The 13995-nt window shown below is 39.4% G+C and carries 12 protein-coding genes; 10 read left to right on the forward strand and 2 right to left on the reverse strand.

All coding sequences use genetic code 11. The features are described 5' to 3' along the window. The first annotated feature begins 67 nt into the window (after positions 1-67). The 3 genes from L2716_RS00350 (at position 68) to cccB (ending at position 3247) form a co-directional block, all read left to right on the forward strand. Complete coding sequence (locus L2716_RS00350) at positions 68-928, forward strand: Cof-type HAD-IIB family hydrolase (protein ID WP_268964000.1); 861 nt, start codon at positions 68-70, stop codon at positions 926-928. Positions 929-1274: 346 nt separating this feature from the next. Beyond that, positions 1275-2762, forward strand: a complete 1488-nt coding sequence (locus tag L2716_RS00355; RefSeq protein ID WP_236330381.1) for an aldehyde dehydrogenase family protein — start codon at positions 1275-1277, stop codon at positions 2760-2762. 116 nt (positions 2763-2878) lie between these two features. After that, positions 2879-3247 carry a cytochrome c551 gene (gene cccB / locus L2716_RS00360; protein ID WP_236330384.1) on the forward strand — a complete coding sequence of 123 codons (369 nt, stop codon included), beginning with the start codon at positions 2879-2881 and terminating at the stop codon, positions 3245-3247. A gap of 26 nt (positions 3248-3273) precedes the next feature. Here the strand turns inward: cccB and L2716_RS00365 are convergent, their stop codons facing one another. Together L2716_RS00365 and L2716_RS00370 are read right to left on the reverse strand one after the other, a co-directional pair. Continuing rightward, entirely contained in the window at positions 3274-3777 is a 504-nt protein-coding gene (locus L2716_RS00365) for an NUDIX hydrolase (RefSeq protein WP_236330387.1), read from the reverse strand. Positions 3778-3835: 58 nt separating this feature from the next. After that, the gene (locus tag L2716_RS00370; protein WP_236330390.1) at positions 3836-4021 is read right to left on the reverse strand and encodes a YhzD family protein; all 186 of its coding nucleotides are present in this window, start codon (positions 4019-4021) and stop codon (positions 3836-3838) included. 137 nt (positions 4022-4158) lie between these two features. Here L2716_RS00370 and L2716_RS00375 point away from each other — a divergent pair, with 137 nt between their 5' ends. The 7 genes from L2716_RS00375 (at position 4159) to L2716_RS00405 (ending at position 13981) form a co-directional block, all read left to right on the forward strand. Continuing rightward, positions 4159-5058 carry an ABC transporter ATP-binding protein gene (locus tag L2716_RS00375; protein WP_236330393.1) on the forward strand — a complete coding sequence of 300 codons (900 nt, stop codon included), beginning with the start codon at positions 4159-4161 and terminating at the stop codon, positions 5056-5058. Next, on the forward strand, positions 5051-6310 hold the full coding sequence (locus L2716_RS00380; protein WP_236330396.1) for an ABC transporter permease: 1260 nt from the start codon (positions 5051-5053) through the stop codon (positions 6308-6310). Before L2716_RS00375 ends, L2716_RS00380 begins: the two co-directional genes overlap by 8 nt. A 202-nt stretch (positions 6311-6512) precedes the next feature. Further along, positions 6513-7742, forward strand: a complete 1230-nt coding sequence (locus L2716_RS00385) for a metallophosphoesterase family protein (protein WP_236330399.1) — start codon at positions 6513-6515, stop codon at positions 7740-7742. 10 nt (positions 7743-7752) lie between these two features. Further along, a complete protein-coding gene (locus L2716_RS00390) occupies positions 7753-10725 on the forward strand; it encodes an ATP-binding protein (RefSeq protein WP_236330402.1) in 2973 nt (990 codons plus the stop codon). 14 nt (positions 10726-10739) lie between these two features. Further along, positions 10740-11411, forward strand: a complete 672-nt coding sequence (locus L2716_RS00395; protein ID WP_268963906.1) for a response regulator transcription factor — start codon at positions 10740-10742, stop codon at positions 11409-11411. A 2-nt stretch (positions 11412-11413) separates the two neighbouring features. Further along, a complete protein-coding gene (locus tag L2716_RS00400; RefSeq protein ID WP_236337751.1) occupies positions 11414-12742 on the forward strand; it encodes a sensor histidine kinase in 1329 nt (442 codons plus the stop codon). Between the two features lie 33 nt (positions 12743-12775). Further along, positions 12776-13981 (forward strand): MFS transporter, encoded by a 1206-nt coding sequence (locus L2716_RS00405; RefSeq protein WP_236330405.1) that lies wholly within the window; start codon positions 12776-12778, stop codon positions 13979-13981. Positions 13982-13995 lie beyond the last annotated feature (14 nt).

A 13995-nucleotide genomic window follows, 5' to 3' on the forward strand; every position in this document is an offset into this window, starting at 1 on the left:
GAGTTCTACTTTGTTCCTCTCATTCATACAGTTGATATGAGGACAGCTTAAGATTGGGGGGATTATCCTGGTTTACCGCCTACTTGCATTAGACATCGACGGAACCCTGTTAAGAAGTAACCACAAGATTGATCGCTCAACGAGAGAAGCCATCAATTATGTGAAAAAGAAAGGCGTCTACGTGACGTTGGCAACCGGAAGAAATTATCCATCTGCCAAAAAAATCGCAAAAGACCTGAAGTTAGACACAACGCTCATTACCCACAATGGTGCTCTAGTAGCGTCAACAGTTGATGAACCACTTTACGAAATGAGAATTTCTGCCGAAAAAGTAAGGCATATCGTAAAAATTGTGGAGCATTATGATGCACATATCCGACTCCTACATGAAAGGTATGCAGTCGGAAATCAAGTTCAACAGAAGTCCCAATTGGTTGCAAAAATGACAATGGGAATTGGTGATCCATTGTTCTATCCAGTTACATTCACAGAGAAATTGGGCAATCATTTAGAAGAAAAACCGATGTCCGTTCCAAAGATTGATATTCAATTCTTTAATGAAGAAGATCGTGAAGAAGTACGGGAACAATTGATGGCTGAGGTTGAAGGTATCGATATTACAGCTTCGACAAGATGTAGCTTTGAAATAGGTCCGAAATCAGTAAATAAAGCATCTGGACTTAAGGTGCTCGGAAAGCATTTAGGCATCTCGATGAAAGAGATGGTTGTAATCGGTGACTTTACAAATGACATAGAAATGATTAGGCAAGCGGGTCTAGGAGTAGCGATGGGCAATGCATCTAAATCTGTGCAACAAGCAGCTGATTGGGTGACACGATCTAACGACCAGCATGGAGTAAATTATATGGTGCGAGAAGTTTTTAGAAGACAAATGAAAATGCAAATCGAACAATCTATGAGACATTAAAAAGACGAGTCGATCCTAATAAAGGGTCGACTTTCATGTATATGTTTGAAATGCCGACTTCTACAGCCTTCTCGTTATATTACAAATATTACAGATTGGTAGATTCCTTTGAAATTTTGAAATTCTTTTATCATATAAAACTGACAAATTTCGAGACAAATCGAGGGATGCTGTTGTACCTTCATCCCTTAAATAAAGGCATTTTTCTACGTTCTAAAGAAAGCGCTTGCAGAAAATGTTGAGATCCCTCGATAAAATGAATGTTAAAAAAATGTTAAGCGGTAGGAATCTTCCTCCTTCTTCGAGAAAGTATGACATGCATCTTAAAATTTGAAGGAGGATTATGATGGAAAAAGTATTAGACGCTCAGTTAAAGCCGAAAGTCGCGGAGTTTTTGAACGGTACGAAGAAGTTGTACATTAATGGGAAATTTCAACCTTCTGTATCTGGGAAAACATTCAAAACCTTAAATCCCTCCAATGGTGAAGTCCTAGCTGTTGTTAGTGAGGCTGAACATGAAGATGTCGATCGAGCTGTAAAAGCTGCACGTAAAGCATTCGATGAAGGACCTTGGTCGAAGATGAGTGCTGCTTCTAGAAGCCGACTAATTTATAAGCTTGCAGATTTAATGGAAGAAAATAAAGAAGAATTAGCTCAATTAGACACATTAGATAACGGGAAACCAATTCGTGAAACGACCAATGCAGATGTGCCGCTAGCAATCGAGCATTTCCGCTATTATGCTGGTTGGGCAACAAAAATCATGGGCCAAACGATCCCTGTATCCGGTAAGTTTTTCAACTATACGCGCCACGAAGCACTAGGCGTAGTTGGACAAATCATTCCTTGGAACTTCCCGCTCCTTATGGCTGCATGGAAAATGGGGGCTGCGCTCGCTAGTGGATGTACAATCGTATTGAAACCAGCTGAGCAAACACCATTATCAGCGTTATACTTAGCAGAATTAATTGAGGAAGCAGGGTTCCCAGAAGGTGTCGTAAATATCGTAACAGGTTATGGAGAAACGACCGGTGGACCACTTATTGAACATAAGTTAGTTGATAAGATCGCATTTACTGGATCAACTGAAATTGGTAAGCATATCATGCGTACAGCTTCTAACGACTTGAAGCGCGTTACATTGGAGCTTGGTGGTAAGTCTCCAAATATTATTCTACCTGATGCCGATATGTCCAAAGCAATTCCAGGTGCTTTCTCAGGTATTATGTTTAATCAAGGACAAGTATGTTGTGCGGGATCACGACTATATATCCAGAAGAAGGCATTTGACAATGTCATGGCTGACCTTGTCTCTCATTCTGAGAAATTGAAGCAAGGACCAGGATTGGATCCTAATTCAGAAATGGGACCACTCGTTTCCGAAGAACAACATAACCGAGTATTGAACTATATTGAAAAAGGTAAGAGTGAAGGTGCTGAGCTATTAACAGGAGGAACGAAGCCTTACGATCAAGGTTACTTCGTATCTCCAACGATCTTCGCTGACGTAAATGATTCAATGACGATTGCAAAAGAAGAAATTTTTGGTCCAGTTGTATCGGCTATGCCTTTCGATGATTTGGATGAAGTGATCGGTCGTGCAAACAATTCTGAGTACGGATTGGCTGCTGGTTTATGGACTGAAAATCTAAAAAGTGCCCATTACGTTGCAAACAAAATTAAAGCTGGAACAGTGTGGGTGAACTGCTATAACGCATTTGACGCAGCTTCTCCGTTTGGAGGATATAAGCAATCCGGAATCGGACGTGAAATGGGATCATATGCACTAGATAACTACACTGAAGTGAAGAGTGTATGGATTAATATGGGGTAAAGTAGATTTCTAAAGAAACAGGCTGGCTTGGCTAGCCTGTTTTTTTATGTGGGTTATGTTTTATAAATACTTTGTCGGGAAGTATAATGATATTAAAAAGTTACAAAGAGGTGTTTATGATGTTACGATTTTTGTCATTTCTTGCATTGTCATTTTTACTAGTTATTGGGTTAGCAGCTTGTGGCGGAGGAGAAGAAAGCGAAGATTCTTCAAATGGAAACGAGGAAACTGAACAAAATGGAGACCAAGCGGACGGTACTGTTGATGTAGCAACTGCTGAAAAATTGTATAACAAAAGCTGTGTAGGCTGTCATGGCCAAAACTTAGAAGGAAAGAGCGGACCACCGTTAGACAAGATTGGTGCAAAACTGAGTAAAGATCAAATCCTAGCAAAGATTAAAAATGGTGGCGGCGGAATGCCGAAAGGACTTCTAAAAGGTGAAGAAGCTGAAAACGTAGCTGCATGGCTTGCAACGATGAAATAAAATGAGGAAGGACTGATCTGTTTGGATCAGTCCTTTAATAATCCTTTTAACTTACATAATAAGATGGCGTAACCTAATTCACCGTCTTGGAATCGACCTTCTTTAATTCTATTGAGAACATCGTCAATAGGCATCTGGTGAACTGTTATTTGTTCATCTTCATCTAAAGATTGTTCACCAAAGTTTAACGTGTCCCTTGTAAAAAATAAATGTGAATAGCGATTAATAAAATAAGGTTGAGGATGAAATGTGCCGAGATAGACCATCTCTTTCGCCTGAATACCCGTTTCTTCTTTTAATTCCCGTTTAGCACCTTCAATAGGTTCCTCGTCGACTTCTAATCCACCGCCAGGCAATTCGTAAGTATGCTGTTCTAATTGATGCCGATATTGTTCGACGATCATCATGTCTTCTCCACGGATTGCAACGACTGCCACCGAAGCATCACCAACCTCTTCGATGAAAAGTGAGCCTGATTTTGTTTCGTGAATAGTCGTATCGTTGTGTACGAATAATGGTTTAAAGCTCATTCGCTGCCTCCTATACGTCCTTAAATATTAAGAAAAACGGCATCTTTTGGATGCCGCCTTATCTGTGGAATAAAACCAATTCTCCTGCAGGAGATGTGACTCGATGTGTCATGTTCTCATATTTATTTTCCTCTAAAACTTTTTGGCCGATTTTTTTTGCTTCATCATTATTCGGGGCTTCAAAGGATTCTTCGTAGAGTTTTTCGCCTTTTTTGTCAAATGCTGTAACGATATACATTTTCATAAGTTTATTGAGCCTCCCTTTCCTGCATATATTCGAGGGATATGTCGGAAATCCTTCTTAAATATTCATTACCTAAAATTTAAAAAGTGAAACCTTTTCCATTTGTATCCGTTATAGAGGGAGAGAGGAGCGATTCGATGACTTTACATATAGAAAATGTTACGAAGAAATTTGGAAGCTTTACTGCAGTTGATCACGTTTCATTTGAGATTCCTGAGCAACAAATATTTGGCCTGTTAGGTGCGAATGGTGCAGGAAAGACGACTACTTTTCGAATGATGATCGGTTTGTTGAACCCAACTCACGGTCAAGTAACCTGGAAGAATAAGCGTCTGTTGGAAAAAGACTCGCAGTTAATCGGCTATTTACCAGAAGAAAGAGGACTGTATCCAAGCTTAAAGGTGTCAGATCAACTTCTATATCTAGGCCGGTTAAAAGGTATGAAGAAAGCTGAAATTATTCCAGAAATGCGTAAATGGTTAGAAAGATTTAAAGTGCCAGAGTATGAAAGTAAAAAGGTAGAGGAGTTATCCAAAGGTAACCAACAGAAGATCCAATTTATAGCTTCTGTTCTTCATAAGCCGAAAATTTTAATATTGGATGAACCGTTTAGCGGATTGGATCCCGTTAACGTTGAAATGCTGAAGGAAGCTGTCCTGGAGTTGAAACAACAAGGTACTACAATTGTCTTTTCAAGTCATCGAATGGAGCATGTAGAGGAATTGTGTGAGTATTTATGTATCTTGCATAAAGGGAGTCCTGTCGTTCACGGTTCATTGAAAGATGTGAAAAGGTCGTTCGGGAAGAAGAATGTCTCTGTGCGTGCTGATTTTGATTTATCCTACATGAAAGATTTACCTGGTGTCGTCCGGTATAAAGCTTCTTCAGAAGGTGTCACGCTACAAGTTGAAAATGAAGAGATTGCAAAGGACATTTTTGAGACCATACAAGGAAAAGGGTTTGTTCGAAAGTTTGAGTTAGAGGAGCCATCCTTGAATGACATCTTTATTGAAAAAGTAGGTGCTTCTTATGTATAAGTTATGGATTGTTCTTGCGCATACGTATAAATCTAAAGTACGTTCAAAAGCATTTATTATCACAACGATTGCCACATTGTTACTAGTCGTAGGACTAACAAATATGCAAACGATCATATCGACTTTTGACAAGGACGAAGCTCGCCAAGTGGCAGTTTTGGACTCATCTGATCGTTTCTATGAACAGTTGAAATCTCAGGTTGTTGCGGCTTCAGATGATGTGGAACTTGTAAAAGTTAATGGATCGGAAAGTGATGCAGAAAAGAGTGTACGTGAAGGCGATTATGAAGGTCTTTTAATTTTAAATGAAACAAAGGAAGGGTTACCCGAAGGGGTTTTAAAAGTCGAGAGTAATACAGAGTCCGGATGGATCAGGATGATGGAACGTAGTCTTCAACAAACGAAGGTTATGATTGCCACGCAGAACCTTGGAGTTAATCCTGCAGAGTTATCTGATTTGTATGCCCCAGTATCCTTTGAAATGCAAGCATTGAAGGAAAATGCAAAGACTGCAGAAGAACTAGATCAAGCACGTTCTATCGTTTATGTTCTATTGTTCATCATCTATTTTGCGGTTATTTTCTATGGATCGATGATTGCGACAGAAGTTGCCACAGAGAAATCGTCAAGAGTCATGGAAATTCTCATTTCTAGTGTTTCTCCTGTTAAGCAGATGTTCGGGAAAATATTCGGTATTGCACTATTAGGACTGACACAATTCGCATTAATTTTTATCGTTGGTTTTATTTCAATGAAATTTGCGCCTGAGCCAGAAAATCCAACTTCAATGGAAAGTTTTACAGACTTTATAACGATTGACCAACTACCGGTATCAACGATGGTTTATGCGGTAATTTTCTTCTTACTAGGATTTCTTCTATATGCGACATTGCTAGCTATGCTAGGATCACTCGTGAATAAAGTAGAAGAAGCGAATCAAGTCATTACACCTGTTATTCTCATTATAGTCGTAGCATTTATGATTGCGATGTCAGGTCTGGCGAACCCTGAAGCAAGCTTCGTAACCATTACATCATACATTCCGTTCTTTACGCCAATGATCATGTTCTTGCGCGTCGGAATGCTTAATATTCCTATTTGGGAAACGTTGATTGGTATTGTCGTCTTAATCGCGACAATTGGGATCTTCGCTGTTATAGCGGCTAAAGTATACCGTGGTGGTGTGCTTATGTATGGTAATGCTACGAGTTTAAAGAACTTAAAGAAAGCGCTAATGTTTTCAAAGAATTAGTCCGTGAACCATCTATACTCAATAAAGAACAAGACCGAGAAGCGTTGAATCACAACTCTACGAGGTCTTGTTTTTTCTTTTAGATAATGAACAAGATGAAGTGCGACAACTATGTTTTGTTGATAGGTTGATGGACGAACAAATGCTCGTATGAATATGATAAAATATTTGTAAGAATACATGATACGAAAGGGTGGACGTTATGCGGAAAGTTCGCTTCATACATACAGCCGATTTACATTTAGATACGCCATTTAAAGGTCTTGGTCATTTGCCAGAGTCGATCTTCACCCAAATTAAAAATAGTACATTTCTATCATTTGAAAGGATGATTACGAAAGCCATTCAATTAGAGGTAGATTTCGTACTTCTAGCCGGCGATTTATTCGATGGTGCGAACCGTAGTTTAAAAGCTCAACTATTCTTAAAAGAACAATTTGAAAGGTTGAGCGAGGTCGGGATTGCTGCATATGCCATTCATGGTAATCATGATCATTTGGAAGGGAAATTTGTACAGCTTTCTTGGCCTGATCATGTTCATTTCTTTGGAAGTTCAGCTCCTGAAATGATCCCATTTTACAAGGATGGTCAGTTATGTGCTCATATATATGGCTATAGTTATCCGAAACGTTCGGTTACAGAAAACATAGCAGCACGTTATGAAAAAGTGGACGGTGCTCCCTTTCATATTGCATTACTCCATGGAACAGTAGGAGGGAATACCGAACATGATCCATATGCGCCATCTTCACTCCAAGAGCTGCTCGATAAACCGTTTGATTATTGGGCGCTCGGCCACATCCATAAAAGGAGTGAGTTGAATCATGAGCCGCCAGTCGTTTACGCCGGTAATATTCAAGGACTTAATAGGAAAGAAGAAGGTGCTAAAGGTTGTTACCTAGTAGAATTATCGGATGAGAAACCTCAGTTACAATTTATTCAAACAGCACCTATACAATGGACGAGTGTATCGGTATCGACTGAGGAGATTGATGAGGTTGATGATTTACTGCGATGTATGAAAGATGTGATTGAAACACACAGGTCAACAGATGCCCACACGATATTATCTGTAGACTTGAAAGTGAATCAGACATTAGGTTCTATTTTACAAGATCAATCAACTCTTGATGACATTTTAGAACATTTACAACAATCCGAAGAGGAGGAAACGACATTCGTTTGGATCAATCGTCTTAACGTCCAACACAACAGTGGAGACCTCTTACAAGATATTGGAAGCTCCCACTTCATAGAAGAAGTTATGGACGTATTTAATAACGAACTAGAAGACTTAGAAACTGTTTTACAGCCATTAGTTAAACACCGTAAAGGCAAACGTTTCATTGAACAAGATTTAGATCAGAATGAAATTAAGCAGGCTGCTCAATATCTTCTTTTTGATTCAATGATGAAAGACTCAGAAAGGTAGGTGAATCCTTTTGAAAATCAAGAGCTTACATATTTATGGATTTGGACGTTTTGAAAATGAAAGGATTGATTTTGAGACAAATGGTGTTCAGGTCATTATAGGTGATAATGAATCTGGTAAATCGACGCTTATGGCTTTTATTGAATATATGCTTTTCGGGTTTCCAAAAAAGACTGAAAAGCGTCTACGTTATGAACCGAAAACAACTCAAGCATATGGTGGCAAGCTAGTAATCGACTCGGATCGTCATGGTCTCGTAACGATTGAGCGAAAAGGGGGTGCATCAGGGTCCATTCACGTCGTTCGGTCTAATGGACGAGAAGAGGATGAATCCTTTTTGCAAGAAATCCTTTCAGAGATCAACCTCTCAACCTATCGGAATATCTTTTCCTTTAATCTAGATGGCCTGCAAAGAGTAGGTGAAATTAGGTCAGAGGAGCTTGGTGAGTATCTTTTTAACGCGGGTCTGACTGGTGCACAACAATTAAATGGGATATCGAACCGATTGGAAAGTGAGCAAGGAGAGCTGTTTAAACCGAATGGACGAAATCCTATACTTAATCAAAAAATCGAACAACTGACTGATTTAGAAGATAAAGTGAAACGATGGAGCAACAAGCTAGATGAGTATAATGACATGAAATCAGAGCATGAAAAGATTTCACTTGAACTGGCTCAACAAGAACAGCTAAGAGACAAATGGAAAGCAGAAGAGAACAAGCTGAAGGTTTTTCAATCTATTCATCCTATAGTAGATCAAAAGAATGCATTACAAAGCCAACTAGAACAATTACCTCAGGCAACGCCTTTTCCCGAAGAAGGACTTGAAAGATTCCGTCGTTTAAAAGAACGTATTATAGAGTTATCAAGCGAAGGTCAGCATATAGAAGATTTAAAATCGCAAAATGAGGTAAATCGAAAATCGATTCAATTAGATTATGAATTGCTAAGCCATGAAAAGGAGATACGAGATTTAGAATCCTCTTATGGACTCATTAAAGCTAGACAAGCTGATCTTGATAAACTGCAAGAACGGATTAATCAGTCAGAACGAGAAATTGAAGAAGAGTTGTCCTTAATCGGCAATGAATGGACAGAAGAAAGAATCCGTTCAGTTAGCACAGATTTAATTACGAAGCAACGACTAGTTTCCATACTGAAGCAGAATAATGAATTGGAAAATGAACAAAAGAGACTGGATCATGATTTACAGCATGCACGTACACAGATTGACGACAATGAAGAAAAACGAGCACAGTTAAAAGAGAGACGATTAAATGATGAAACGGTAAAATCATATCAAGAACAATTGAAGAACCAGACGAGTCATTCACCGACTCGGCTGAAAGAACAGCTAGCTAACATGAAGCAAATGAAAGACACACATAATTCAAAAAAGACTACAGGGATGATGAGCTGGCTACTGATAGGATTAGGTATATTGTTAGCGGTTGTTTGGGTCCTAAATGGCGATTTAATTGCAGGATTAGTGATCGGCATTAGTCTAGTAGGAACCGGTGTGGTTCTCGCTAATAAGAAGAATTCAACAGACATCAACGGACTAGATGAACAAATTCAAGCTTTAGAGAACGAGCTTTCACAACAAACCTTCGATGATACAGAAGTAGAGCGTTTAGAGAAAATCATATATGAACAACAACATCTTACTCTGCAAGGTAGGCACTTAGAAGAGCAAGCGGTTGAACTAGAAAAACGTTACCAGAAAATCGCAAGACAATATGATAACTGGGAGCTAGATGACCATGAAACGAAAGACCAATTAGCCGAAATTCGGCAACACATTCAAATGCCAGACCATATCCCTAACGACATGATGTTGGAACTGTTTGAAAGAATAGACCGGTTAAAGCGTCGGTTTTCTGAATTGAGTAACTGGAAAACTGAACGCGCAAAGAGACTTGAAGAAGTAGAAGCTTTCTCTACACGACTAAGTCGGTTAACCGAATTTGAAATCACTGATCACCATTCAATGGATCAGGCAATGCGTACACTTGCTTCAAACTGGAAAAGAACACAAGATCAGCAGAACAGCTTGTTGAAATTGAAGGATGAACAAGAAGATTTGATGAAAAGATTTGAGAGTGTGAAGAAGAAGATAACCCTTTACGAGAAAGAAATACAAGAATTGTTTGATAAAGCAGATGTAAATGATGAAGAAACCTTTTGGGTAAGGGGAAAAGCGAATGAGAAGTTTCGGCAACTGAATGAGCAGTTAGAAATGCGAAATGCCCACCTTAAACATACTACTACTGAACAATTGATAAAAGAGCTTGAGGAAGCTTACCGAAGCTCAGACCAAATAGATACTGACTTAACTAATGTTCAAGAGCGTCTTGATCAGTCAGACAAGACAATAGACGGTTTAAGAGATGAAGGAGCGAAAATTCAAGCCCAAATTGCCCAACTAGAAAAAGACGGTTCATACTCTCATCACCTACATGCTTTTGAAGCTGCAAAGAGTGAATTCAATGAACAAGCCAAAAGGTGGGCAATTTTGAAAACTGCACAATATGCACTAGAGGTTGCGAAACAAAATTATCAATCTGAAAAACAACCAAAAATCATACAAAGAGCAGAAAGTTACTTTTCAGAACTGACCGAAAAAAGGTATCAAAGATTAATTGCTCCTAAGGATGATGAAAGTTTTCTAATTGAAAGAAACGATCAAATGCTATTTAAACCCGAGGAATTAAGTCGAGCAACGATGGAACAGCTTTACCTTGCACTTAGATTTGCATTAGGAGAAGAATACGAACATCGGGGTTATTTCCCATTTATTATGGATGATATTTTTGTAAACTTTGATCAGAAGAGAAGATTACTTGCGTCAAAACTAATTAATAGAATTGCTGAGAATAGGCAAATTCTATACTTTACCTGTCATGAAACGACAGGTAAAAATCTGTCAGATCACTGTCTTTATCTTCCGCAAGCAAACACAATGCAACCACAAGCATACTGAGGAGTTGAAGAATCTTGAGCACGTACACCATATACTTGGTTGAAGATGAAATAGACCTATCTTTACTTATGAAAGCGTACATGGAGAAAGAAGGATGGAGTGTGAGAGTTTTCTCAGATGGTAACAGTGCGGTAGAAGCAATCGACCAGCCACCTCACCTTTGGGTGCTCGATATTATGCTTCCTGATATTGATGGATACGAGATACTCCGTAGGATTAAAGAGAAGTCAGATACACCGGTTATTTTTGCATCTGCCAGAGATGAGGACCTAGATCGTGTGAAAGGCCTTGAACTCGGGAGTGATGACTATTTATCCAAGCCGTTTCTTCCGAAGGAATTAGTCATCCGTGCAAAGAAACTTCTCCAACGAATATATGAAGGAACGAATGGTAAGTTTCAGACTCGGTGGATTAATCATTACCGGATTCAACCGATCGAACGAAAGGTTTACTATGAAGATCGTGAAATTGATTTGACGTCTAAAGAGTTTGAAGTTGTCCTATACTTAACAGAACATGTGAATGAATTAAAAACCCGCACAGAAATTCTTGAAGGTGTATGGGGAAATGACTATGTCGGGTCTGAGAGAGCGGTAGATGATGTCATTCGCCGTATCCGAAAGAAGATGCCACGGTTAAACTTGGAAACATTGTATGGCGGCGGATACAGGGTTGAACATCCGTGAAAATGTTAAGTATCGCCCAACGGATATGGCTTTCATTTTTTTTACTCGTATTCGTTGTAGGCTTAGCAGTCGTGATCATCTATCCACTTTCTATGAGAGAGGCGTTGACGGACGAAACGTATCGTTTAATTGAAGAACAGCAGAATTTAATTATTCAAGGATCGGATCCCGAACAAGAATTGCCTGACTCCAATCTAAACTTTATTGAAAGAAGAGAAGCAACGAGGTCGGTAGGACATCTTCTATTAGGGAATCAATCTTTTATTCTAAAAGGAGATGTTGTACCAGATGTTGTTTTAAGGCGAATGTGGGAAAATGCTTCTACACTCGGTGAACAAGCAGGTGAATATCAGCTGACCTATAGGGACGCATCACTCTTTTATGTGATAAGAAAGATTGAAGTGAACGGCACACCGACGTTCTTAGTTTCCTATATGTGGGATACGTACAGAGATCAACTCGTCCAAAAGCTTTGGGAGAGGTTAATCTGGATCCTGATCATTGGCATAATCATTAGTATCATTCCAGCGATTTGGCTATCAAATTATTTAAGAAAACCGCTCAAAGTACTAGGCAAACGATTTGAGCAAATTGGGAGCCGCAATTGGAAAGAGCCTCTCCAATTGAAAGGAGATCAAGACTTTGAATTGCTGTCCAATCAATTTGAGCGAATGCGGCAAAGCTTAATCCGAAACGATCAGTCTCAAAAGATGTTTATCCAACATGCGTCACACGAATTGAAAACACCGATTATGACGATAAAAAGTTACGCACAATCGGTTAAAGATGGCGTCATGCCTGAGAAAGATTTAGAAGGAATGATGAATGTCATTATTCATCAGTCTGGTAGGATGGAAGAGCGGGTCAAGGATATGATTTACTTTTCCAAACTAGATACTTTAAAGGATTCCGAGCCGAATGCAGAGATTATCCGCTTCGGAACACTGCTGGATGAAGTACTCGACAGGTTCCGCTATCAACGAGAGGATTTACGCATTCATATTGAAGGAGAAGGGGTTACTTTTAAAGGAGACCGTCAGCAATGGGAAGTTGTATATGAGAACTTGATTCAAAATGCTTTCCGTTATGCAGAATCATTCATTGAGATTAAAGCGATTAATCAGAATGGTCATACATGGATGGAGGTTCGAAACGACGGTGAACGAATACCAGAAGAGGATCTTGCGCATATCTTCGAACCTTTTCAAATGAGTCATAAAGGACAATTTGGGCTTGGTCTAGCTATTGTCAAACGTATCGTAGAACTTCATAATGGTAATGTAGAGGTCCAAAATTATAAAGATGGTGTATCGATTACGATGATTATATAATGTCTGGACTGTAAGACTTAGAAGGATGATTGTATGAAAGAAACAAAGAAGAAAAAAGTAGCACCACTACTATTATTAATGATTAACTTATTTATTATCATGGTTGGAATTGGGCTTGTCATTCCAATTCTACCGTATTATGTTGAAGCTTTTGACGCTTCTGGAAGAGATCTTGGTCTTTTGGTAGCCTCGTTCGCTTTTATGCAATTTTTGCTTGCGCCTGTGTGGGGGAGATTATCAGATCGAATAGGTCGGAAGCCTTTGATTACATTAGGGATGTTTGGATTTGCATTAGCTGAATTTATTTTCGCATTCGCGACAGACCTATGGATGTTGTACGCCTCGCGCATTCTTGCAGGGACATTCGGATCCGCTATAATGCCAACAGCAATGGCCTATGTAGCAGATGTGACCTCTGAAGAAGATAGAGGAAAAGGCATGGGATTAATGGGCGCCGCCATGGCATTAGGAATTGTCATCGGTCCAGGTATCGGCGGATGGCTTGCAGAAATTGATCTATCACTACCATTTCTCATTGCCGGATTTGCGGGTACGCTTGCTGCCGTGGTATCTGTTTTCATGCTAAAGGAGACCCTTTCAGACGAGGCAAGAGAAGAAGCGAAAAATGAGGAAAAGACGAACCATTTCGTTAGGATGGGAAATGCACTGAAGAGTCCTGTAGGCTTCCTCCTCGTGCTCGTTTTCGTAATGAGTTTCGCTTTGGCTAATTTCACGTCCATTTTCGGTTTCTATGCACTGAAAAAGTACGGGTACGATCCAGCTGAAGTTGGGGTGATTGTAGCCATAACAGGTATAATCGGTGCAATTGCGCAAGGGACGTTAGTTGGTAGGCTCACAAAGCGCTTCGGTGATAATAGGGTTGTGTCTGGCTCTTTATTACTGAGTGCAATTGGATTTATTTTGATGGTCTTTGCTTTTAACTATGTAACGGTTTTGATCACCGTTTCGATTTTCTTTTTAGGAAATTCAATTTTGCGCCCGTCACTGAATTCGTATATTTCAAAATTAGCGGGAAAACAGCAAGGGACAATTATGGGACTAAACAATTCTTTCTTAAGTCTTGGGAATGCAGCAGGACCTGTTCTTGCAGGATTCTTGTTTGAAGTGGATATACATATTCCGTTTTGGCTTGGTGCTGTAGTGTTACTAGTAGCTTTAGCCGCAGTGAAAGTATGGACTTCAACGAGAATGGGAAATGCAGTAGAAAATAGTGGGTAATAAAGGAGGCAATG

The organism is Pseudalkalibacillus berkeleyi (assembly GCF_021608225.1).
Taxonomy (GTDB): domain Bacteria; phylum Bacillota; class Bacilli; order Bacillales; family Fictibacillaceae; genus Pseudalkalibacillus; species Pseudalkalibacillus berkeleyi.

What these genes read in the sequence shown, in the direction of transcription:
- L2716_RS00355 (WP_236330381.1), top strand. Translation starts at nt 1,275, where the DNA reads ATGGAAAAAGTATTAGACGCTCAGTTAAAGCCGAAAGTCGCGGAGTTT.
- cccB (WP_236330384.1), top strand. Translation starts at nt 2,879, where the DNA reads ATGATGTTACGATTTTTGTCATTTCTTGCATTGTCATTTTTACTAGTT.
- L2716_RS00365 (WP_236330387.1), bottom strand. Translation starts at nt 3,777, where the DNA reads ATGAGCTTTAAACCATTATTCGTACACAACGATACGACTATTCACGAA.
- L2716_RS00370 (WP_236330390.1), bottom strand. Translation starts at nt 4,021, where the DNA reads ATGAAAATGTATATCGTTACAGCATTTGACAAAAAAGGCGAAAAACTC.
- L2716_RS00375 (WP_236330393.1), top strand. Translation starts at nt 4,159, where the DNA reads ATGACTTTACATATAGAAAATGTTACGAAGAAATTTGGAAGCTTTACT.
- L2716_RS00380 (WP_236330396.1), top strand. Translation starts at nt 5,051, where the DNA reads ATGTATAAGTTATGGATTGTTCTTGCGCATACGTATAAATCTAAAGTA.
- L2716_RS00385 (WP_236330399.1), top strand. Translation starts at nt 6,513, where the DNA reads ATGCGGAAAGTTCGCTTCATACATACAGCCGATTTACATTTAGATACG.
- L2716_RS00400 (WP_236337751.1), top strand. Translation starts at nt 11,414, where the DNA reads ATGTTAAGTATCGCCCAACGGATATGGCTTTCATTTTTTTTACTCGTA.
- L2716_RS00405 (WP_236330405.1), top strand. Translation starts at nt 12,776, where the DNA reads ATGAAAGAAACAAAGAAGAAAAAAGTAGCACCACTACTATTATTAATG.